Annotated in this window: 18 protein-coding genes; 6 read left to right on the top strand and 12 right to left on the bottom strand. The window is 69.6% G+C overall.

Features of this window, described 5'->3' with window-relative positions:
* Positions 1 to 51: 51 nt before the first annotated feature.
* On the top strand, positions 52 to 585 hold the full coding sequence (locus tag ACFVTC_RS18080; RefSeq protein ID WP_390127996.1) for a cupin domain-containing protein: 534 nt from the start codon (positions 52 to 54) through the stop codon (positions 583 to 585).
* 122 nt (positions 586 to 707) lie between these two features.
* Positions 708 to 1,070, top strand: a complete 363-nt coding sequence (locus ACFVTC_RS18075) for a DoxX family protein (protein WP_390127994.1) — start codon at positions 708 to 710, stop codon at positions 1,068 to 1,070.
* Between the two features lie 62 nt (positions 1,071 to 1,132).
* On the opposite strand, the gene ACFVTC_RS18070 is transcribed toward ACFVTC_RS18075, so the two are convergent.
* Positions 1,133 to 1,561: a hypothetical protein gene (locus tag ACFVTC_RS18070; protein ID WP_390127992.1), complete on the bottom strand. Its 429-nt coding sequence runs from the start codon at positions 1,559 to 1,561 to the stop codon at positions 1,133 to 1,135.
* A 352-nt stretch (positions 1,562 to 1,913) separates the two neighbouring features.
* On the opposite strand from ACFVTC_RS18070, the gene ACFVTC_RS18065 reads away from it, so the two are divergent.
* Positions 1,914 to 3,884, top strand: coding sequence for a potassium transporter Kup (locus ACFVTC_RS18065; protein WP_390127990.1), 1,971 nt, complete (start codon positions 1,914 to 1,916; stop codon positions 3,882 to 3,884).
* A 233-nt stretch (positions 3,885 to 4,117) separates the two neighbouring features.
* Here the strand turns inward: ACFVTC_RS18065 and ACFVTC_RS18060 are convergent, their stop codons facing one another.
* The 5 genes from ACFVTC_RS18060 to ACFVTC_RS18040 all read right to left on the bottom strand — a co-directional run bounded on the left by ACFVTC_RS18060 (position 4,118) and on the right by ACFVTC_RS18040 (position 7,983).
* Positions 4,118 to 4,906 carry an ABC transporter permease gene (locus ACFVTC_RS18060; RefSeq protein WP_390127988.1) on the bottom strand — a complete coding sequence of 263 codons (789 nt, stop codon included), beginning with the start codon at positions 4,904 to 4,906 and terminating at the stop codon, positions 4,118 to 4,120.
* A complete protein-coding gene (locus ACFVTC_RS18055) occupies positions 4,903 to 5,901 on the bottom strand; it encodes an ATP-binding cassette domain-containing protein (protein ID WP_390127986.1) in 999 nt (332 codons plus the stop codon). Before ACFVTC_RS18055 ends, ACFVTC_RS18060 begins: the two co-directional genes overlap by 4 nt.
* A gap of 136 nt (positions 5,902 to 6,037) precedes the next feature.
* A complete protein-coding gene (locus ACFVTC_RS18050) occupies positions 6,038 to 6,883 on the bottom strand; it encodes a DUF4097 domain-containing protein (RefSeq protein ID WP_390127984.1) in 846 nt (281 codons plus the stop codon).
* A 95-nt stretch (positions 6,884 to 6,978) separates the two neighbouring features.
* The gene (locus tag ACFVTC_RS18045) at positions 6,979 to 7,518 is read right to left on the bottom strand and encodes a hypothetical protein (RefSeq protein WP_390127982.1); all 540 of its coding nucleotides are present in this window, start codon (positions 7,516 to 7,518) and stop codon (positions 6,979 to 6,981) included.
* Between the two features lie 180 nt (positions 7,519 to 7,698).
* The gene (locus tag ACFVTC_RS18040) at positions 7,699 to 7,983 is read right to left on the bottom strand and encodes a hypothetical protein (protein ID WP_390127980.1); all 285 of its coding nucleotides are present in this window, start codon (positions 7,981 to 7,983) and stop codon (positions 7,699 to 7,701) included.
* A 116-nt stretch (positions 7,984 to 8,099) separates the two neighbouring features.
* On the opposite strand from ACFVTC_RS18040, the gene ACFVTC_RS18035 reads away from it, so the two are divergent.
* On the top strand, positions 8,100 to 8,615 hold the full coding sequence (locus ACFVTC_RS18035; RefSeq protein WP_390127978.1) for a hypothetical protein: 516 nt from the start codon (positions 8,100 to 8,102) through the stop codon (positions 8,613 to 8,615).
* Between the two features lie 511 nt (positions 8,616 to 9,126).
* Here the strand turns inward: ACFVTC_RS18035 and ACFVTC_RS18030 are convergent.
* Positions 9,127 to 10,026 carry a LysR family transcriptional regulator gene (locus tag ACFVTC_RS18030; protein WP_390127976.1) on the bottom strand — a complete coding sequence of 300 codons (900 nt, stop codon included), beginning with the start codon at positions 10,024 to 10,026 and terminating at the stop codon, positions 9,127 to 9,129.
* A 137-nt stretch (positions 10,027 to 10,163) separates the two neighbouring features.
* Between ACFVTC_RS18030 and ACFVTC_RS18025 the strand changes: the two genes are divergently transcribed.
* Together ACFVTC_RS18025 and ACFVTC_RS18020 are read left to right on the top strand one after the other, a co-directional pair.
* A complete protein-coding gene (locus ACFVTC_RS18025) occupies positions 10,164 to 10,982 on the top strand; it encodes a 3'(2'),5'-bisphosphate nucleotidase CysQ (RefSeq protein WP_390127974.1) in 819 nt (272 codons plus the stop codon).
* 41 nt (positions 10,983 to 11,023) lie between these two features.
* Positions 11,024 to 11,620, top strand: a complete 597-nt coding sequence (locus ACFVTC_RS18020) for an NADPH-dependent F420 reductase (protein ID WP_390127972.1) — start codon at positions 11,024 to 11,026, stop codon at positions 11,618 to 11,620.
* A gap of 228 nt (positions 11,621 to 11,848) precedes the next feature.
* On the opposite strand, the gene ACFVTC_RS18015 is transcribed toward ACFVTC_RS18020, so the two are convergent.
* The 5 genes from ACFVTC_RS18015 to ACFVTC_RS17995 form a co-directional block, all read right to left on the bottom strand.
* On the bottom strand, positions 11,849 to 13,519 hold the full coding sequence (locus ACFVTC_RS18015) for an MDR family MFS transporter (RefSeq protein ID WP_390127969.1): 1,671 nt from the start codon (positions 13,517 to 13,519) through the stop codon (positions 11,849 to 11,851).
* Positions 13,516 to 14,073 (bottom strand): MarR family winged helix-turn-helix transcriptional regulator, encoded by a 558-nt coding sequence (locus ACFVTC_RS18010; protein ID WP_390127967.1) that lies wholly within the window; start codon positions 14,071 to 14,073, stop codon positions 13,516 to 13,518. The genes ACFVTC_RS18015 and ACFVTC_RS18010 overlap by 4 nt, the downstream gene beginning before the upstream one ends.
* Before the next feature lie 788 nt (positions 14,074 to 14,861).
* The gene (locus ACFVTC_RS18005; RefSeq protein ID WP_390127965.1) at positions 14,862 to 15,770 is read right to left on the bottom strand and encodes a PIG-L deacetylase family protein; all 909 of its coding nucleotides are present in this window, start codon (positions 15,768 to 15,770) and stop codon (positions 14,862 to 14,864) included.
* Positions 15,771 to 15,984: 214 nt separating this feature from the next.
* Entirely contained in the window at positions 15,985 to 18,303 is a 2,319-nt protein-coding gene (locus ACFVTC_RS18000; RefSeq protein ID WP_390127963.1) for an ATP-binding protein, read from the bottom strand.
* A gap of 316 nt (positions 18,304 to 18,619) precedes the next feature.
* Entirely contained in the window at positions 18,620 to 20,305 is a 1,686-nt protein-coding gene (locus ACFVTC_RS17995; RefSeq protein WP_390127961.1) for a ribonuclease J, read from the bottom strand.
* Positions 20,306 to 20,405 lie beyond the last annotated feature (100 nt).

The raw sequence follows: 20,405 nt of genomic DNA, 5'->3' as shown, positions 1-20,405 counted from the left end.
TCGCGGAATGGGTCTTGGACAGCAGCGGGGCCCTGGCGGTGCACTCGGAGCATGACCCAAGAAGCGAAGACCAGCGCACCGCAGGCCGACCCCGCCGTATCGGTGGTCGGCCCCGACGAAGGCGAAACGATCGTCATGGGCACCACGCGCATGCGCGTCCTCGAAGACGGCAGCCACACCGGGCACCGCCTCGGAATCGCCGAATCCGTCCTCGCCCCGCGCACCCCCGGACCGCCGCAGCACCGCCACGCCCAGCACGACGAAGGCTTCTACATCGTCTCCGGCTCGGTGCGGTTCACCGTCGGGGACCAGGACTACGACGCCACCGCGGGCGCGCTCGTGATGGTCCCGCCCGGCGCCCCGCACACCTTCGCCAACATCACCGACCAGCCCGCAGTCATGCTCAGCACATTCACCCCCGACCTCTACGTGCAGTACTTCCGAGACCTCCAGGACCTGCTCGCCGATGGCCGGCCACTGACGCCGCAGGCCGGCGCCCAGGCGATGAGCCGCTACGCGACCGAGCCCGCCACTGACCTCACCCGAAGCCGGCGGGATGACACCGCCCGGCCGTCTTCCACCTGACCGGCGCAGCCAGGGCGCTCCCGCCCTCCGCTTCCGGATCACTCAGACCGTGGCTCGGACCTTCTCCAAGGGCTGCCCCGGGAACCGACGGGTCACCGCAACCGGTGACCTGGATGGGAATCATGAACATCACGTATTGGATCGTCGCCGGACCGCTCGCCCTCTTCTACCTCTACTCAGGCGCGATGAAGACTTTCCGCGGCCGAGATCGACTCCGCCCGATGATGGCCTGGGTGGACCGCCTGCCCCTGCCCGTGGTGAGGGCGCTGGGGACGGTCGAGATGCTCGGCGCGACCGGGCTGATCCTGCCGCCCCTGACCGGAATCGCACCCGGGCTGGCACTGGTCGCGGCCATCGGGTTCGTGCTCCTGCAGATCGGTGCGATCGCCGTCCACCTGACCGGCGAAGACCGCCGGATCACACTCAACGTCGGGCTCATCGCCATCGCGGTCGTGAACATCTGGCTGGCCGTCACCTGGCTGTGAACGAGGACCGGCGATGTGGCCGCGGACCGTCTGCTACGAGATCCCCGTCACGTGACCCACGCTCAGGGCCTTCGCGATCGGTCGATGAGGAGCAGGGCCAAGCAGATGACGGCGCAGGCCAACCATGCGTACAACAGGAACGGGGCCCAGAACCACACCTCTTGGGTGCTGTGGCCACTGGTCCAGTGGCAGGTGATGGACGGAGGGAAGCTGTCCACGTTCACCGAGGTCAGGCTGTATTCCCGCCCGGCATCCGTGTACACGCCGTCGGCGGTCTTGTCCCCGCATACGTCAAGCGGGTTCGTGAAGGCGAGCCCGTAGACGGTTCCGGCCCCATAGGCGGCGATCGTCGCCGCGCTGCCGATCACGGCCCAGCGGGTCGTCTGCGAGGGTTTCCTCCTGGTCACCCACCACGCGTAGGGGAGTGTCCCGAATGCGAAGAGGAGGATGGTGATCGCCGGCGGGCCCGACAACGCGGACAAGGACACCATGCACCCTGACGTCACTGCGGGTGGATCGGGCGCTGGTACGGCGGGTCGTCCACGCCAGGAGGCACGACACCCGTCGACTCGTCGAGATCTCGGTGGCCGATGGAGAACCGTCCAGCACGGCGGGTCACCGTTTCTTCGTCGCTCGACGAACCCGACGGTCCTGAGTCGAGGATCGCCGTTCCGTCGATGACGGCCACCGCCGTGGCGAGCGGTCTGCTCCCGTCGAAGACCTGCCGGAGACACCACTCGAGACAGAGCGGCCCTCTTGCCGACCGTCGCGCCCGTGGATCGGTATCGTCCGCCCCGATGCCCCGGATCCGCGGCTCAGCGGCCGGCACCGAGGAGGAGCACCATGGCCGACCGCCAGCAGGGAACCGCGTCGGATGACGGATCCGCGTCGCGGACACCGGAAGTCCGTCGGGCGAGCGCGCACGACTCGGTGCGCCTCGCGGTGGTCATCGGTGCTCTCGGCGTGGTCTTCGGCGACATCGGCACCAGCCCGATCTACACCCTCCAGACGGTGTTCAACCCGAGCGATCCGCATCCCGTCCCGGTCACCACGGACAATGTGTACGGCGTGGTCTCGCTGGTGTTCTGGTCGGTGATGATCATCGTCACGGTCACCTACGTGCTGCTGGCGATGCGCGCCGACAACGACGGCGAGGGCGGCATCATGGCGCTGATCACCCAACTGCGGCGGTGGAGTTCGCAGCGTGGGCGTCAGGCCGCCGTCGTACTGGCCGCACTGGGCATCTTCGGCGCGTCGCTGTTCTTCGGTGACAGCATGATCACCCCGGCGATCTCGGTGCTCTCCGCAGTCGAAGGGCTCAAGGTCGTCGAGCCGTCCCTGGGCGGCGCGGTCGTACCCATCACCGCGGTGATCATCGTGATGCTGTTCCTGGTGCAGCGCCGGGGAACCGCAGCGGTGGGCCGGGTGTTCGGACCGGTCATGATCGTCTGGTTCGTCGCCATCGGCGCGTGCGGCGTCGTCGGCATCGCCGGCCACCCGGACATCCTCGAGGCGCTGTCCCCGACGTACGCGCTGGGCTTCCTGTTCGGCCATTGGGGTACGGCCTTCTTCGCTCTGGCCGCGATCGTGCTCGCGGTCACCGGCGCCGAGGCGCTCTACGCCGACATGGGGCACTTCGGCCGGCGGGCGATCACCCTGGGCTGGATGTTCCTCGTACTGCCCGCCTGCGTCCTGAGCTACATGGGCCAGGGCGCGCTGATCCTCGACGATCCTGACAACATCAGCAGTCCCTTCTTCCTGCTCGTGCCCGACTGGGGCCGCTGGCCGATGGTCGTACTGGCGACGGCGGCGACCGTGATCGCCTCCCAGGCCGTGATCACCGGTGCGTACTCGGTCGCCTCCCAGGCGGCGCAGCTCGGCTACCTGCCGAGGCTGCGCATCGCGCACACCTCCGAATCCACGATCGGCCAGATCTACGTCCCCTGGATCAACTGGCTCCTGATGGTCTCGGTGCTCACCCTGGTCTTCGCCTTCCGCAGCTCTGCGGCGCTGGCCTACGCGTTCGGCATGGCGGTCACCGGCACCATCACCATCACCACCCTGCTCTTCTTCTATGTCGCCCGCGCCAAGTGGGGTACGCCCCGGTGGCTGCTCGCCATCGGCGCCGGCGTGCTCCTGTTCGTGGACCTGCTGTTCGTGGCCGCCAACATGACCAAGCTCGTCCACGGAGCGTGGCTGCCGCTGCTGATCGCCCTCACCGCGTTCACCGTCATGACGACCTGGCAGCGCGGCCGCGCACTCGTCACCGCGGAACGCGCACGCCAGGAAGGCTCGCTGCCGGAGTTCATCGACGACCTCCGCTCAGGGCGGATGCCGACGCTCCGGGCGCCCGGCACGGCCGTCTTCCTGAACCGGGGCAAGGAGACCGCGCCCCTGGCCATGCGAGCCAACGTCGAGCACAACCACGTACGGCACGAGCATGTCGTGATCCTGTCCATCAGGACCGAGCCCGTGCCCCGCGTCCCGGCCGACCAGCGGATCGTCATCGACGACCTCGGGTATGCCGACGACGGGATCATTCACGTCACCGCCCGGTTCGGCTACATGGAGACCCCGGACGTGCCTGCCACGCTGGCTCTGCTCGACCCGGCCGAAACCGAAGGACCGCTCCAACTCGACCAGGTGTCCTACTTCCTGTCGAAGATCGAGCTCCGGCGCGGCAAGGCCCCGACGATGGCACCCTGGCGCAAGCGGCTGTTCATCGCCACCTCCTACATCTCGGCCGACGCGGCCGAGTACTTCGGCCTTCCCCGCGACCGTACGGTCATCATGGGCTCGCACGTCGAGGTGTGAGAGGGGACTCGATCGGCTCAAGGTGTCACGAGGTCACGGTGCGGTGGGCTCGGACTACCGACGTCAACGGGCGTTCTTGTCAACGGTGTTGACACCGCGAGGGCGGTGGGCGTCACCGCCGTGTCCGGCCGGCTGTCGAAACGCCGCCCTCTCTCGCGGGCGCAGCCGGTGAGGATGACCCCCTCGCAGGACGCGGGCGCCCTGGAGCGGGATCGTCCGCGGGCCGCGGCCTGCTACTTCGGGTCGCGGTCGAACACCGACTTGGACCAGACGTAGCCGAGTACGGTCAGTCCCAGGCACCAGGCCACGGCCAGCCACCCGTTGTGGCCGATCTCCGTGCCCAGCAGCAGCCCGCGCAGGGTCTCGATGGCCGGGGTGAACGGCTGGTACTGGGCGATCGGCTGGAACCAGCCCGGCATCGCGTCGACGGGGACGAAGGCGCTGGAGATGAGCGGCAGGAAGATCAGCGGCAACGCGTTGTTGCTGGCGGCCTCGGCGTTCGGGCTGACCAGGCCCATACCGACCGCTACCCAGGTGAGCGCCGTGGCGAAGAGCACGAGCAGTCCGAACGCCGCCAGCCACTCCACGACGGTGGCATCGGTGGAACGGAAGCCGATGGCCACGGCGACAGCGCCGACGACGACCACGCTGATGACCGACTGCAGGACGCTGCCGATGACGTGCCCGATGATCACGGAGCCGCGGTGGATCGCCATGGTCCGGAAGCGGGCGATGATGCCCTCGGTCATGTCGTTGGAGACGGAGATCGCGGTGCCGATCGTGGTGCTGCCGATCGTCATCAGCAGCAGGCCGGGGACGAGATACGCGACGTACTCGGAGCGGTCGGCGCCGCCGCCGATCCCCGCGCTCATGGTGTCGCCGAAGATGTAGACGAAGAGCAGGAGCAGCATGACCGGCGTGAGCAGCAGATTCAGCGTCATGGACGGGTAGCGGCGAGCGTGCAGCAGATTCCGCCGCAACATCGTGGACGAGTCGCGCACGGCGAGGGCGAGGTGGCTCATCGGACGTCTTCCTTGGTCTGGTCGGGGGTGCCGGCGGTGGTCAGGGCGAAGAACACGTCGTCGAGGTCGGGGGTGTGCATGGTCAGCTCGTCCGCCTCGATGCCGGCCGCGTCCAGCCAGTCCAGGATCGAGCGCAGCTCGCGCTGACCGCCGTCGCTCGGGATCTGCAACGCCAGTGCCTCGTCGTCCCGGGTGGCCCCGCGCAGCGTGGCGGCGGCGGACCGGTACGCGGTCGGGTCGCTGAAGCGGAGGCGTACATGGCCGCCTGGGATCAGTCGCTTCAGCTCTTCCGCGCTGCCTTCGGCGGCGATCTTCCCGTCGTTCAGCAGGGCGATGCGGTCGGCGAGTTCGTCGGCCTCGTCCAGGTACTGAGTGGTGAGGAAGACGGTGACGCCGTCGGCGACGAGTTCGCGAATGATCTGCCACATGTTGTGCCGGGCGCGCGGGTCGAGGCCGGTGGTCGGTTCGTCCAGGAAGATGATCTGTGGGCCGCCGACCAGGGTCATGGCGATGTCCAGGCGGCGTTTCATGCCGCCGGAGTAGGTGGAAGCCGGTTTCTTCGCGGCCTCGGTGAGGTCGAAGCGCTCCAGGAGTTCGGCGGCGACGCGCCGGCCCGCGCGCTTGGGCAGGTGGTGCAGGTCCGCCATGAGGAACATGTTCTCCTCGCCGGTGATCAGGCCGTCGACGGCGGAGAACTGGCCGGTGACACCGATCGCGGCGCGGGCGCCCTGGGGGTCGGCGGCCAGGTCGTGGCCCGCGACGTGGGCCTGGCCCCCGTCGGCGGTGATGAGTGTGGACAGGATCTTCACGACGGTGGTCTTGCCGGCGCCGTTCGGGCCGAGCAGTGCGAACACGGTTCCGGCCGGGACGGCCAGGTCGATGCCGTCGAGCACGGTCTTGTCGCCGTAGGCCTTGCGCAGCCGGACGGCGGAGACCGCGGCGGGTGACTGCCGGCCGTCACCCTTTCTGGGCGTGGGCATGACAGGAGAAGGCATAGGGTCCTCCCTTTCGGAGGCGTGGTGAGCGGTGAAGTCGGAGGGTGTGGTGAGCGGTGAAGTTCGAAGGTGTGGTGGGCGTTGCAGGTGTGGTGGGCCGTGAAGTGGCCTTGGTCGTGTGAAGCGGCCGGACGGGTCAGGGCCGGGCGCGGCGGATGTCGATGTTGCCGTAGCGGGTGCGGGCCCTGACCTCGACGGTGTCCTCGGACTTGTCCGGGCTGTCGGACGCGGTGAGCGCGTTGCGCACCTGCCCGTTGCCCGAGCTGACGTCGAGCCAGGCGGCCGTGCCCTTGCGGATGCCGACGTCGATGGCGCCGTAGGAGGTCTCCAACTGGACGGTGCCACGGGCCACGTCGCCCACCCGAAGGGTGCCGTGGGCGGTGGTCGCGGCAACCGAGCTCTCGGCGCGCTGGATGTCGATGTCCCCGTTGGCACCGCTCACCCGCAGCTCGCCGAGCGCGACGCCGACGGTCGTGCTGCCGTGCGAGTTCTTCAGGACCGCCGGCCCGTCCACCACACCGACCCGCAGGCTGCCTGAACTGGTGGTGATCTCGGCCAGGCCGTCGATCTGGTCCACGGTGATCGAGCCGTGCGACGCGGTCAGCTGCAGCGGGCCCGTCGCATCCAGGCGGACGTCACCCGACGACGTCTTGACGCGGACCTCACCGAGCCGGCCCTCGCCGAGCACCTGGGTCCAGGAACCGGTCGTGTCGACGCGCGAGCCGGTGGGCAGTTCGACCGTCACGTCGACGCTGCCGGTGGGCCCGACGAGGTAGCGCCCCTTGGGCGTCCTGATGGTCAGCATGCCGCTCGCGTACGTGACCTCGGTCTGCTCGGCGACCCGCACGTCCTTGTCCTTCTTCGGGTCGCGGGGCCGCACCTCGACGACCGTGTCGAGGCGGTCGCTCGCCGAGAACTGGATGGAACCGGCGGCCACGTTGGCGGTGACCGAGATCGGCTGGGGAGTGTCGAAAGAAGGCATGGGTGTCCCGTCCTCTTGGGTCTTCGCGGTGTCCCTGCTGGTGGGACGTGGTGTGAGTGAAGTGAAGTGAGTTGAGTGGGGTGGCCTTGGCGCGGTTAGTGCACCCAGCCCGTGAGGCTCTGTCCGACGGTGCGGGTGGTGCGGGTGGTACGGGTCTCCTCCGGCGTACGCGGCCGGGTGCCGCCGTCGACCGCGGCCGACACGGCTCGTACCAGCCACGCGTTGACCGACAGGCCCTCGCGGCTCGCGGCCTCCTCGGCGCGCGCCTTGAGGTGGGCGGGCAGGCGCAGATTGACGCGGGCGGTGCCGCCGTCGTCGCCCTCCGCGGGCGCCGGGGCCGGTGCTCTGAGCGGCTCGGCGGGCCCGCTCCTGTCCTCGTACGCCTCGTCGGCCGCCGGCCGCGTCACCACGAAGTCGGGGTCGAGTCCACGCAGTCGTACGTCGACCGAGCCGGGGGCGAGTTCACGGGTGATCTCGTCCATCGCGGCGGAGAGCACATTGAGCAGCGTCAGACGTGTCGCGGACTCCAGCGGAGCGGTGAGCCGCTCCGCCAACTCGCGCGCCTCTTCGCCACCGGCTTCGGCGGCCACCGCGAGTTCGCGACGGAGGTTGTCGACATACGGCATGAGATCCATGACGCCATAGTGGCACCACTATGGCGCCATGCGCAAGCCGGTAGGGCAAGTGATTGCGGGTCGGGGTCGGCTCAATGGCACTGACCTGCGGAAATTCGCCGACCCGTCAGACGCGCCAACGCGGCACCGGGCCCGGTCTCCCGGCTCGACCATGGCGGACACCGATCGCTTCCCCTGGCGTCACGGGGTCAGCCGGGGCGGCTTCTGGACTCCGGCGACCGATTGCGGGCCCCTTCGATGGGCGCCATAGGGGGCTTGCCCTCGATCCCTCCTTGCCTGGCGGATCTCCCGGACGGCGACGGCGACGGCGACGGCGACGGCGACGGTGGCGGTGGCGGTGACGAGGGCGGTGACGAGGGCGCACCGCACGTCCGGCGCGTACCCGAGCTGTGGCGGGTGGCCGGCCCGCGCTGTCGCGGCCTCTCCGACATTGCGGGGGCATCCAGTGGCACGCGCTGACGCCATAAAACACCTTCGCGTGACGCCATGTGTGTGCCACTATGGCGCCACAGGGATGCAGTCCTCGGCTTCGCGCGGAGGGGTGCCCGTTTGGCGGAGTGAGACATCAGAGAGGTCGGGCCATGGCGACATCACAGAGCCGGCAGCAGGCGGCACCCCGCGCCTTCACCGCCTTCACCCGCTTCGTGCTCTTCGGCGGCGGGGTGGGGCTCGCCTCCAGTTTTGCCGTGGCGGCCCTCGCCGCCAGGATTCCCTGGGTCCTCGCCAACGCCTTGATCACCGTGGTCTCCACGGTTCTCGCCACCGAGCTGCACGCCCGCTTCACCTTCGGCGCGAGCAGGCGGGCGACCTGGCGCCAGCATGTCCAGTCGGCCGGGTCGGCCGCGGCCGCGTACACGGTGACCTGCTTGGCCATGCTTGCCCTGCGGCAGCTGGCGGCGACGCCCGGTGCGCTGCTCGAGCAGGTCGTCTACCTGTCCGCCTCCGCTCTCGCCGGTGTCGCGCGGTTCGCGGTGCTGCATCTCGTCGTCTTCGCGCGAAACCGCTCGCGGGCCGCGACCACCGCCCGCCCCGTGCACGCGAACGTCGCCCACGCCACGGCCCCGGCCGACGCTGAGGCGCTCTGCTACGCCGCCTGACCGTTCCGCCCGCGCGCCGTACAGGGCGGGCCGGAAGACGGCGAGTCTGCGGCAGGTGGTGGCCTGTGGCGGCAGCGGACCGGATGGAACAGCGCATTCGAAGAGCCGTATCGGCTGGACGGAACGGGCCGCAAGCGCATTCCCCAACTGCCCACCGCGGCATACGATCCCAGCTGGGCATGCACTCAGCTGGACCTTTGGGCCTTCCTGCGGCGCGTCGGGATCGACGACCGGCAGGCTGTCAGCGCCGGCCTCGTCATGGCCGACACCGCGGACGAGCCCGTACCGGCTGAGGACGGGAGCTGAGCGAGGGCGCTGTCCGGACTCGACCCTGAAAAGGCCGTGCGGCTCTCGGCCTTGACGGACGAGCTCCGCCCCCTGCCGGCGACCGGCACGGAGATGTCCGCGATCCCGCACGCTCCCGTGACGACAGATGCGAGGTCACGTCACCTACCGCCCTCTCATGAAGGGCCACGTTCCACGACCAGAGCATCCCCTCCGTGACCAGCGGTTACGGGGCGACGTTCAGCGCGGTGCGCGCCAGCCCGCGCAGCCACGCGTGGGCGGGATCGGTGTCGTAGCGCTGATGCCACGACAGGTATACCGGTGCCGGGGGCAGTTCGATCGGGAGGGGGAGCACGACCAGGCCGAGGTCGGCCACCGCGGACCGGGTGGTGGCTTCGGGGACGCTGATCACGAGATCGGAACCGCGCGCGAACTCCAGCGCGGCCGCTTCCGTGGGCGCGGTCGCCACCACGCGGCGGGTGAGGCCGAGCTGCGCGAGGGCATCGTCGAGGGCATTGCTGAGGTTTCCACGTCGCGAGACGGTGACGTGCTCAGCGTCGGCATACCGCTCCGCGGTGACGGTCCTGACGCGAGCGAGGGGGTGCCCCTGCCTCACGACCATGACGAGGCCGGTCTCACCCACGTTCTCGGCGCGGATGTCCGGTGCGCTCGGGCGGTTGGCGTTCGCCTCCAGGTCGACCTCGCCGCGCCGCAACTCGGGGGTGTCGATGCTCGATTCGGCGACGAAGCGCAATCGCACGCCCGGCGCCTGTCCGCGTACGGCCGCGAGCAGTGCGGGGCCGCTCAAGGTGACCAGGGAATCGTGCCAGCGGAGTGTGAATGTGCGCTCCAGCGTCGCCAGATCGAGTTCACGGCTCGGTGCCAGCACCCCCTGGACCTGGTGCAGCAGCTCGTGCACCTGCTCCCGGACGGCGATCGCATACGGCGTCGGGGTCATCGTGCGGCCGGTGCGCACCAGGATCTGATCCCCGGTCGTGCGCCGGATTCGGCCCAGACTCCGGCTCATCGCGGGTGCGGTGACGTGCAGGCGTGCGGCCGCGCCGGCCACGCTTCCCTCCTCGAGCAGCGCGTCGAGCGCGGCGAGCAGGTTCAAATCCAATTGCATGTGAGTAATCCTAGCCGTGCTTAACATGCATTTGAAGTTAATTGAGGGCCTCTATACCTTCGAGACGAGAGCGCAAGACGGAACGCACAGCTCGGCCCGAACGACCTCATCACCCCTCCTCACCCGGGAGTACCGCCATGCCCGAAACGCTTCAGACCACTGACGTCGCCGCCTCCGACGCCGACCTGCTCGACCAGACCGCGATCGCCGTGCGCGCGGCCGGTACGGCGCTGCGCGAGCGCTTCGGCGAGGTGGTCCGCTACCAGACCCGCGATGAGCTGATGCGCGCGCTCGCCGCCAACGACGACACGGCCCTCGACATCCTGCGCCCCCGCCTCACGCGCCTGCGCCCGGACGCCGGCTGGGTGGAGGACGAACTGGACGGCGGGGCTCTGCCGGCCGGCGAATGGTGGGTCGTGGATCCGGCCGAAGGCAATGTCAACCACCTGCACGCCCTGCCGGAGTGGGCGGTGACCGCCACCCTCGTGCGCGAGAACCAGCCGGTGCTCACCGTGGTCCACCTGCCGTTGACCGGTGAGACCTACACCGCGCTCACCGGCGCGGGCGCCCACCTCGACGGCCGGCCGCTGCACGTCTCCCGGACCGAGGACCTCGGCCTGAGCATCGTGGCCACCAGCCAGGCCCGGCCGGACGAGGACGAGAAGGTCGTGCGGCGCGTCGGCTCCTCGATCACCTCGATGCTCTTCGACGCGCTCGTCGTCCGCACCGCCGTCCCCGCGACCCTGCACCTGGTGAACGTCGCCGCCGGGCGGATCGAGGCCTTCTGGCAGTTCGCCGGTGCCCGCGCGGACCTGCTGCCCGGGGCGCTGCTCGTCACCGAGGCCGGCGGACGGATCACCGACGCCGAGGGCCGCCCCTGGACCCCGCAGAGCGAGGGGTTCCTGGCCGCCGCGCCCGGCGTGCACGCCGAGGCCGTTGCCACGCTCTCACGCTGACCACGCACCACAACCCGCACGCACGGAAGGACCAGATCATCATGACCACGATCGCTGTTCTCGGAAACGGCCGCGTCGGCGGCAACCTGGCCACAGCCCTCACCCGCGCAGGGCACGAGGTGACCGTGGCGGACCGCGCGCCGGGCGCCGCCGCCGACGCTGCCCGGACAGCCCGGATCGTCATCAACGCCACCCCGGGCGACGGCTCGCTGGACCGGCTCGTCGTCCTGCGCGAGGAACTGCGCGGCAAGATCCTCGTCGACGTCTCGAACGCCACCGTCGACGGACCGGGCGGACTGCCCGCCGACCTGATCTACCCGGGCTCGAGTCTCGCCGAGCTTCTCCAGGAAGCGCTCCCGGAAACACGGGTCGTCAAGACACTCAACACCATGCTCTTCCCGGTGATGACGGCGCCGGACCTGCTCACCCGGGCGCCCGACGCCTTCCTCTCCGGCGACGACCCGCAGGCCAAGCAGACCGTCCGTGAACTGCTCACCGACCTCGGCTGGCGCGAGGAGTGGATCACTGATCTCGGCGGGATCCAGACCGCCCGCGCGACGGAAGCCGCGATCCTGTTCGTACCGCACGTGATTCGGTCCAGCGGATTCGCGCCCTTCGCGATCTCGATCTCCCGCTGATCCGCGCACGGCGCTGAAAACGATTTCAGGATTGAGGCGAGGCCCGTCGCTGAGCCGTCGAGCGGCCCTTCACCTGACCCACGCACCACCGCGAACCCGCCCGCGTCTGAGTCCACCGGCACAGTCCAGCCGATGTCGGCACCGGCGTCGGCCGCTGCCAGGACCACGGTGAGCGCCGCGGGAAGGCAGGGAGGCCTTCCCGCGGCGCTCGGGATCCGTGTGGTCCGCCTACTTCGCCTCGGCCTCGGCCGGGTCCTTGGTGAAGGCCGCGGCCGTGGTGCGCAGCGGCACCTCCTTGATGAAGAAGGCCAGTACGAAGGCGCCCACCAGCACCACGGCGCCGACCAGGAACGCCACGGTGACCGCGTTCGTGAAGCCGACCTTGAAGGGGTGGGCGAGGACCGGGTCGAGGTGGCTCAGGAACGACGTGTCGTTGAGGGTGCCCACCGAACCGGAGGAGGCGGACGTCAGCGTCTTGAGCTGGTCGGGGTGGGCATGGGCGGCTGCCTGGAAGGCGGCTGTGCCGCGTGCGTCGGCGAAGGCGTCGCTGATCTTGCCGCCCACCACGGAGTAGACGATCGACAGGAACACGGCGACACCCGCCGTACCGCCCATCTGCCGGAAGAACGTGGTGGACGAGGTGGCGACGCCGATGTCGCGCGGCGGCACGGCGTTCTGCATGGCCAGCACGATGGTCTGCATGTTCAGCCCCAGACCGGCGCCGACCACGAACATCGAGATGTCGGTGTAGAAGAGACCGCTGTCGGCCGACAGCCGCCACAGCATCAGCATGCCGATGACGAGCAGTCCGCCACCGATGATCGGGAAGATCTTGTACCGGCCGGTGCGCGAGGTGATCTGGCCCGCGACGACGGAGAGCGCCATGATGCCCAGCACCAGCGGGAGGGTCAGCAGACCCGCCTTGGTCGGGGAGTTGCCCTTGACGAGCTGGAGGTAGAGCGGCAGCAGGGTGATTCCGCCGAACATGCCGATACCGATGATCATGGACTGGGCGGCCCCGACGGCGAACACGCCGTTACGGAAGAGCCGCATCGGCAGCAGCGCGTCCTCGCCCGCCCGGTGCTCGGCGAACAGGAAGCTGACGATGCCGAGGACGCCGACGACGTAGCAGACGAGCGAGGAGGTGGAACCCCAGCCCCACGTCCTGCCCTGTTCCGCGACGATCAGCAGGGGCACCAGTGCGACCATGAGCGAGATGGCGCCCGCGAAGTCGATGCGGTGCTCGCGCCGGTTGTGCTCCAGGTGGAGGACCTTGGCCACCACGATCAGCGCCACGATGCCGATCGGGACGTTGATGAGGAAGATCCAGCGCCAGCCGTCGATGCCGAGCAGGGTGTCCTGGCCGGCCAGAGCGCCGCCGACAACCGGGCCGAGCACACTGGACGTGCCGAAGACGGCCATGAAGTAGCCCTGGTACTTCGCCCGTTCACGCGGCGCGATGATGTCGCCGATGATCGCGAAGGCGAGGGAGAACAAACCGCCGGCGCCTATGCCCTGGAAGGCGCGGAACGCGGCCAGCATGTACATCGAGGTGGAGAGCGTGCAGAGCGCCGAGCCGGTGATGAATACCGCGATGGCGAAGAGGAAGAAGGGCTTACGCCCGTACTGGTCCGACAGCTTGCCGTACATCGGGGTGGCGATCGTCGAGGTGATGAGGAACGCGGTGGTCACCCATGCCTGCGCGGTCAGCCCGTTGAGGCTTTCACCGATCTTGTAGATCGCGGTCGAGACGACGGTCTGGTCCAGGGCTGCCAGGAACATCCCGAGCAGCAGGCCGGACAGGATCACCATGATCTGCTGGTGGGTGTAGCCGGTACTGGGCGCTGCCCCCGTACCGGCCGAGCCGGTATCGGCGGACGCGGCGCTGGTGGAACTCATGCGGTGCTCTCCTTTTGGCTCACCGGGGGACGGAAGCCCTTCCAGTCCTTGGCCGCGAGCGCGGTTTTGTACGTTTCGAAGTCGTCGATGAAGCGCACCAGTAGTGCGGCCAACCTCTCGCGATCGTGGCTGTCCCATCCGTGGAGCATTTCCTCGAAATGCGTGTCGCGTGACCGTGTCCGGTCGGCGACGGCGCGCCGGGCCCTGTCGGTGGCCACCAACTGGCAGGCGCGGCCGTCAGCGGGGTCGGAGCGTCTTTCGAGGAAGCCGTCACGTACGAGTTGTGCCGCATGACGGCTCACGGTGGAGGGGTCGGACTCGACCAGCTCCGCCAGTTGCTTGACGCGCATGGGCCCGTTTTTCACCAGCACGCCCATCAGGATCTGGACCGACCAGTCGACGTCGTCGCGAGCGCGGTCCAGCAGCTGTGCGCGCGTGCGGATGAACATCCGCATAAGGCGGTCGACGCCCTCGGCGAGTTGCCGGATGGGCTCATGGCCCTCGGACTCCCCGGGTGACGTGCTGTGATCCTCGTCCGGGGGTAGATCGCCCATGCCCAAACCTCTCGTGGCCTCACCAAGCAGTTGCATGTGTCGCGCAACTATATATCGCCGGCCGGGCGTCGGAGTCGGGGTGGGCGAGATACGGCGTTCGGAGCAGGCGGGGGCGCGTGGACGCGAGTCGGAACCTTGATCGGTCTGTGCCGGAAGTGCCTGACGTCGACCGCCGTCGTGGCCCCGCGTCGCCCGACTCCGCCACGAAGGTGGTTGCCGGCTTCCGGCTTCGAGCCCGCCGGTGAAACGGATGGGCTGACGGCGCGGTACGAAGCTGATGCGCATGCGGCGGCACTGTGGGAACGTAGATATATCTGGCCCGTCGCGCTCCCCCCCAGCGACGGGCCAGGTGTGTGCCCGGTCTGCCGGGGAGGGGCACGGCGAGGGGGACGCCGGGGCGGGCGGCGTGATGCTCGGCGAGCGTGGCCCGTCCGGTGGGGCCGACGGTGAGACGGCAGCGGATCTTGCGACGGCGTCCGAGGGATGAAGGAGCCGGAGCCGGGACGAGCAGGGATGCCCTGTGTTCCCCAGACGGTCGACAAGGGCGGCGACCTTTTTCGCATCCCGCACAGGCGTCCGACTCGAGTCACCTGATCTCTGCTGCCGTATCCAGGTCGGTCATGCGGCCTCGGACATGGCCGGGACCGCGGCGCCTTCGTGATCGGGAAGTCGGCAGCGCCCAATCCGCGTGGACGTGGAGCTCGCTCCGGACGAGCACGATCGGGACACCGGCCGGCGGGTCCCGATCGTCCCGCCGTCCGGCGGAGGTCACCTCACGGTGGGTCCCGCTACCAGGACGTCATGGGCTGGGTGATCTGCCCGGTCCGGTACCCCGAGGGGATCGTGAACACGAACTCCCTGGGGTCGGCGTGCGCGCTCTCCAGCTTGTCGGGCACGCTGTGGTACCCGAGCGCGTAGAAGTTACGGCTCGGGTCCCAGGTGTTGTAGCAGTAGATCGAGTTGCGCTTGATGGTCATGTGGTTCGACGGGATGTTCAGCACGTACGCGGCGCCGTTGGCCCGCTTGCTCGTCGGAAGGTCGTAGGCGTAGACGTAGTTGAACCGTACGTCCGTCAACACGCCCTCGTTCATGAGGAGATATGCGGCGTCGGAGATGGCCTTGTGGGTGTCGGTGACCTCGAGCCAGCCGGCGGTGAACTTGTGCGAGGCGCCCGGGTACTGCTGTGCGAGGGCCTTGACCTTCGCCTTGACCTTGTTGACGAACGCGTTGTAGTGGTCCGGGGTTCCGTACGCGGCGTCGCTCAGATTGAAGTTGATGATCTTGTCGACCCCGAGGTTCTTCGCCGAGGCCATGAACTCCGTGGTGCGGCCCGGTACGATCATGCTCGTCCCGTCCGTGGGCCACGAAAGATTGTGGTGGCCACCCGCAGCGCACGGGTGGCTGGACGCCCCCCACGTGGTCAGCGGGCACGGGTCCCCGTTCATCAGCGTCGCCAGGTCGCCGTTCTCGCCCTTCGTCACGAGGACCAGATAGACCGGCCGGCCCGCGGCCTTGTGCTCCAGGATGGACCCGGCGAGGCCCAGCGCGTCGTCGTCCTGATGCGGCGAGTAGAAGATCGCCGGTGCCGCCGCCGCAGAGGCCTTCGGTGCCCAGAGCGTGCTGCTCGCCACCGCGGCCCCGGTCATCGCCCCGGCCACCAGCATCTGGCGCCTCGTCATCTGCTGTCCGTCACTCATCCCCATGAATCCGTCCCTCGGTGTGTACGGTGCCCGGTCCGTCGGCGTCACGTCCCCGGCCGCGGCGGGTCCTACGGAAGGCCCGTGCGCACGGCCGGTACCCCGGCAACAGTCGATCACCGCCGCGCCCGGCAGCCCAGGCACTTCCACCGGCAGATCTGACGTCCGGTCCACTTCTGCCGGTACCGGGAGTCCCGTCCGACCGGCGGCGGACTCATCGGCCCCGGGCGGTCCGCATCCGGTCGAGTTCGACCAGCTCCGCGGAGGCCTCGGCCTGCCGGGGGCTGTTGAGGCCACCGAGGGCGTCGTCGGCCGCGCGCAGAAAGTCCCGGGCCTCGTCCAGGTGGTTCAGGTGGCGGAGCACACGCCCGAGGTCGAGCCGGGCGGGTTCGCTCCAGGCGGCCATCCGGGCCCTCTCGAATGTCGTGACGGCCCGGCGCAGCGGCTCTTCGGCCTCGGCCCAGCGGCGCAGGGCTGCCAGGTCGCGGCCGGTCTCGGCGAGTGCGACGGCGTGATACGCGGCCATCAGATCGGTGGACTGACCGGGCATCCCGGTACGGCAGATCGCCTCGCTGCGGCGGTGGACGGCCAGCGCTTCCTCGGCACGGCCCACATCCCGCAGGTTGTTGCCGAGTGTGTTCAGGACGGAGAGTTCCGCGAGCCGTCCGTTGGCGGAGGTCTGGCCTTCGAGGCAGGCGGCGGCTTCGCGGAGCCGGCCTATGGCCTCGTCGATCCGGCCCAGGCGCTGCAGCGCTCCGGCGGCGTAGCCGAGCGCCCAGCCAGTCTGCTGGGTGTCGCCGATCTCGCGGGCGGCGGTGAGGGCGAGTTCGGCGGTCCGCAGAGCGGCGGTGTGGTCGTAGCGGCAGTTGTTGTGGGCCCACGCCAAATAGTTGAGGTGGACTGCCTCGTCTTGCCGACTGCCGAGGGCGCGGGCTGATGCGACGGCGTACGTGAACACCTCGGTCCACAGGCCCCAGTGCTGGTTGAGGTCGGAGAACCAGTGCATGGCCTCCGCCGCGTCGACGACTTCTTGATGACGGCCGGTGGCCTGGGCCAGTTCCAGGGCGGAAAGCCACTCGTCGCGCTCGGTCTCCAGCCAGGTGCGGGCCTGGTCACGGTCGGCGGGAGCGGTGGCGGGGTCCGGGTCGCCGTCGTGGGTGTCGTGGTGCCGGTCGGCGTCGAAGCGCAGGGCTGCGGCGGTGGCCCGGCGCAGCACCCACCGGGCGGTCAGGTCGCGGACGGCGGCGCAGGTCTCGGGGCCGTCCTCGGTGACGGCCCGCTCCTCGGCGAACAGCCGGAGCAGATCGTGGAAGCGGTAACGCTCTTCGGAGGGATGCGGCTGCAGCAGGCCCGCGTCTGTCAGCTCCTCGGCGCACCGCGCGGCCTCCGCCGACGAGAGGCCCGCGAGCAGAGCGGCCGTCGCGGGCCCGAAATCCTTGCCCGCCGCGAGCGACGCGCGACGGAAGACCCTACGGGCGGACGGCCCGAGCCGCCGGTAGGAGAGGGCGAAGGCGGCGCGGACCTGGAGGCCGCCGGCCCGCAGGCCGTCGAGGCGGCGCTCCTCCTGGGCGAGCAGGCCGACGAGTTTGCGCAGGCGTTCGCCGGGTCTCGCGGCGAGCCGTTGCCCCACGATGCGCACGGCGAGCGGCAGATTGCCGCACAGGTCGGCGAGGTCCCGGGCGGCCTGCGTCTCGGCACTGACGCGTTCCGGTCCGACGATCCGGGTAAGCAGTTCCACCGCCTCCTCCCGGCGCAGAACAGACAGTTCGGTGCGGTGGACGGCTTCGAGACCGGCCAGGGCGTTGCGGCTGGTGACGATCGTCAGGCAATGTCCGGTGGCCGGGAGCAACGGCCGGACCTGGGCCTCGTTTCCGGCGTTGTCCAGAAGCAGGAGCACGCGCCGTTCGGCCAGGATGGACCGCAGCAGGCCCGAGCGGTCCTCCGTTCCCTGGGGAACGACCCGGTCGGTGACGCCCAGTGCGCGCAGGAGCCGTGCCAGTGCCTCGCGCGGGTCGGCCGGCTCCGTGTCCATGCCGTGCAGATCGAGAGCGAACTGCCCGTCCGGGAAGAACGGTGCGAGGCTGTGCGCTGCGTGCACCGCGAACGCGGTCTTGCCGAGCCCGGGTTGGCCGCACACGACGACGACCGGCGGATGCGCGGCCTCGGTGGCCGCCGCCAGGGACCGCAGCCCGTCGAGGGAGCGGCGGCGAGCGGTGAAGTCACCCAGGTCGCGGGGGAGTGCGAGCGGGTGGCGAGCCGGGCTGCCGCCTGTACGTCCACCGCGCGGCCGGCCGGTGGCGGCCGCGCACTCCAGTTCACCGGCTGCCGACGGCTCCAGGCGCAGGGCCTCGCACAGCGCCTGCACGGTGCCGCGCTGCGGGCCGCGGGTCCGGCCCCGTTCCATGTCGGCCAACGCGCGAACGCTGACGCCCGCGAGGTGGGCGAGCCGCTCCTGGCTGAGTCCGGCCCCCCGACGCAGTGCGACCAGCAGCTGCCCGAACTCGTCCGGTCCCGAGGCGCCGTCCACGCCCATGATGGTTCCCCCCCGCCCCACGCCGACCGGCCCTCGGCGCGATCTTCCCTGGTTCAGAAGTATGGCCCCCCGGTCATCCAACTCGCCGCGGCCGAGCCGGGGGCGGTGAGGCGGGGGCGGGAAGCGGTGTGGGTGTGGCTGGTTCGCTGACGTATCCGTAGAGGTCGACCAGCGCGGTGCGTCTCCTAGTTCCGGAACTCGTCACTGTCCGCCATGAACGCAGGGCTGCCGCAGCCCGAACACTCCCGCTCCGCTTGTGGATGCCGGAAACCGCTCCTGCCGTCGGCTGGGCAGGAGCGGGAACGGGGACCGCCGGTCAGGCGTCGATGATGACGGGGATGATGAGCGGCCTGCGGCGGTGGGTCCGGAAGGCCCAGTTCGCCACGGCACGGGCGATGAGCTGTTCCAGCTGGTGCGCGTCGCCGACGCCTTCCCGGGCCGCGGTCGCCAGAGTCGTCTCGATGACGGGGATGACCGGTTCGAACGTGGTGTCGTCGTGGACGAACCCGCGGGCCAGGAAGTCGGGTGTCTCGGCGAGGGCGCCCGTGTCGGCGTCGACGATCGCCACCACGGTGACCACGCCTTCCTGCGCGAGGGTGACGCGGTCCTTCAGGGACGCCTCGGTGGCGCCGCCGACCTCCATGCCGTCCACGTAGACGTTGCCCGCGGGCACCTTGCCGGTGATTGACGCACGCCCGTCCACGAGGTCGACGACCACGCCGTCCTCGGCGATGACCACCCGATCGGGATCGACCCCCGTACGGATGGCCAGGTCGGCGTTGGCCCGCAGGTGGCGCCATTCGCCGTGCACGGGCATGACATTGCGGGGCTTGACGATGTTGTAGCAGTACACGAGTTCACCGGCGCTGGCGTGCCCGGAGACGTGCACCTTGGCGTTGCCCTTGTGGACGACATGGGCGCCCCACCGGGTCAGCCCGTTGATCACCCGGTAGATGGCGTTCTCATTGCCGGGGATCAGCGAGCTGGCCAGCAGGACGGTGTCGCCCTTGCCGATGCGGATCACGTGGTCGCGGTTGGCCATCCGGGACAGAGCCGCCATCGGCTCGCCTTGGGATCCGGTGCACACCAGGGTGATCTTGTGGTCGGGGAGCTTCTCCAGTTCCTTCGTACTCACGACGAGGCCGCTGGGCACCTTCAAGTAACCGAGGTCGCGGGCGATGCCCATGTTGCGGACCATGGAGCGGCCCACGAAGGCGACCTTGCGGCCGTGCTGGTGCGCGGCGTCCAGGACTTGCTGGATGCGGTGCACGTGGCTGGCGAAACTGGAGACGATGACCCGGCGCGGGGCGGTACGCATCACCTGTTCGATCGCCGGGTTCAGTTCGCGCTCGGAGGTGGTGAAGCCAGGGACCTCGGCGTTGGTGGAGTCGGTGAGGAAGAGGTCGACGCCTTCCTCACCGAGGCGGGCGAAGGCACGCAGGTCGGTGATGCGGTCGTCCAGCGGGAACTGGTCCATCTTGAAGTCACCCGTGTGCAGCACCATTCCGGCACCGGTGCGGATCGCGACGGCGAGACTGTCGGGGATGGAGTGGTTGACCGCGACGAACTCGCAGTCGAAGGGTCCGAATCCGCGCCGGTCGCCTTCGCGGACCCGGACCGTGCGCGGCCTGATGCCGTGCTCCTTGAGCTTGGCCTCCAGGAACGCCAGGGTCAGCTTCGAGCCCACGACAGGGATGTCGGAGCGCTCGCGCAGCAGATACGGCACGCCTCCGATGTGGTCCTCGTGGCCGTGGGTGAGTACCACGGCCACGATGTCGTCCAGGCGATCACGGATCGAGGTGAAGTCGGGCAGGATCACGTCCACGCCGGGCTGAGTCTCTTCGGGGAACAGCACGCCGCAGTCGACGACGAGCAGCTTGCCGGCGTACTCGAAGACGGTCATGTTGCGGCCGATCTCACCCAGACCACCCAGGGCGACGACCCTCAGCCCTCCTTCGGGCAGGGGAGGGGCGGCTTTCAGTTCAGGATGCGGATGACTCATATTCTGACGTTACCGGAGAGTCTGCCGAGATGATCCACTGGCCGCCCGCCTGCCGGTGCAGGACGGCGCGGCCGCGGCGGTCCCGGCTCCGGATCTCTGT

This window comes from Streptomyces sp. NPDC057950 (assembly GCF_042887295.1).
Taxonomy (GTDB): domain Bacteria; phylum Actinomycetota; class Actinomycetes; order Streptomycetales; family Streptomycetaceae; genus Streptomyces; species Streptomyces kaempferi.
The sequence above is the reverse complement of the archived record's forward strand: the minus strand, read 5'-3'. Positions and strand labels throughout refer to the sequence as shown.

What these genes read in the sequence shown, in the direction of transcription:
- ACFVTC_RS18080 (WP_390127996.1), top strand. Translation starts at nt 52, where the DNA reads ATGACCCAAGAAGCGAAGACCAGCGCACCGCAGGCCGACCCCGCCGTA.
- ACFVTC_RS18075 (WP_390127994.1), top strand. Translation starts at nt 708, where the DNA reads ATGAACATCACGTATTGGATCGTCGCCGGACCGCTCGCCCTCTTCTAC.
- ACFVTC_RS18070 (WP_390127992.1), bottom strand. Translation starts at nt 1,561, where the DNA reads ATGGTGTCCTTGTCCGCGTTGTCGGGCCCGCCGGCGATCACCATCCTC.
- ACFVTC_RS18065 (WP_390127990.1), top strand. Translation starts at nt 1,914, where the DNA reads ATGGCCGACCGCCAGCAGGGAACCGCGTCGGATGACGGATCCGCGTCG.
- ACFVTC_RS18060 (WP_390127988.1), bottom strand. Translation starts at nt 4,906, where the DNA reads ATGAGCCACCTCGCCCTCGCCGTGCGCGACTCGTCCACGATGTTGCGG.
- ACFVTC_RS18055 (WP_390127986.1), bottom strand. Translation starts at nt 5,901, where the DNA reads ATGCCTTCTCCTGTCATGCCCACGCCCAGAAAGGGTGACGGCCGGCAG.
- ACFVTC_RS18050 (WP_390127984.1), bottom strand. Translation starts at nt 6,883, where the DNA reads ATGCCTTCTTTCGACACTCCCCAGCCGATCTCGGTCACCGCCAACGTG.
- ACFVTC_RS18045 (WP_390127982.1), bottom strand. Translation starts at nt 7,518, where the DNA reads ATGGATCTCATGCCGTATGTCGACAACCTCCGTCGCGAACTCGCGGTG.
- ACFVTC_RS18040 (WP_390127980.1), bottom strand. Translation starts at nt 7,983, where the DNA reads ATGGCGTCAGCGCGTGCCACTGGATGCCCCCGCAATGTCGGAGAGGCC.
- ACFVTC_RS18035 (WP_390127978.1), top strand. Translation starts at nt 8,100, where the DNA reads ATGGCGACATCACAGAGCCGGCAGCAGGCGGCACCCCGCGCCTTCACC.
- ACFVTC_RS18030 (WP_390127976.1), bottom strand. Translation starts at nt 10,026, where the DNA reads ATGCAATTGGATTTGAACCTGCTCGCCGCGCTCGACGCGCTGCTCGAG.
- ACFVTC_RS18025 (WP_390127974.1), top strand. Translation starts at nt 10,164, where the DNA reads ATGCCCGAAACGCTTCAGACCACTGACGTCGCCGCCTCCGACGCCGAC.
- ACFVTC_RS18020 (WP_390127972.1), top strand. Translation starts at nt 11,024, where the DNA reads ATGACCACGATCGCTGTTCTCGGAAACGGCCGCGTCGGCGGCAACCTG.
- ACFVTC_RS18015 (WP_390127969.1), bottom strand. Translation starts at nt 13,519, where the DNA reads ATGAGTTCCACCAGCGCCGCGTCCGCCGATACCGGCTCGGCCGGTACG.
- ACFVTC_RS18010 (WP_390127967.1), bottom strand. Translation starts at nt 14,073, where the DNA reads ATGGGCGATCTACCCCCGGACGAGGATCACAGCACGTCACCCGGGGAG.
- ACFVTC_RS18005 (WP_390127965.1), bottom strand. Translation starts at nt 15,770, where the DNA reads ATGAGTGACGGACAGCAGATGACGAGGCGCCAGATGCTGGTGGCCGGG.
- ACFVTC_RS18000 (WP_390127963.1), bottom strand. Translation starts at nt 18,303, where the DNA reads ATGGGCGTGGACGGCGCCTCGGGACCGGACGAGTTCGGGCAGCTGCTG.
- ACFVTC_RS17995 (WP_390127961.1), bottom strand. Translation starts at nt 20,305, where the DNA reads ATGAGTCATCCGCATCCTGAACTGAAAGCCGCCCCTCCCCTGCCCGAA.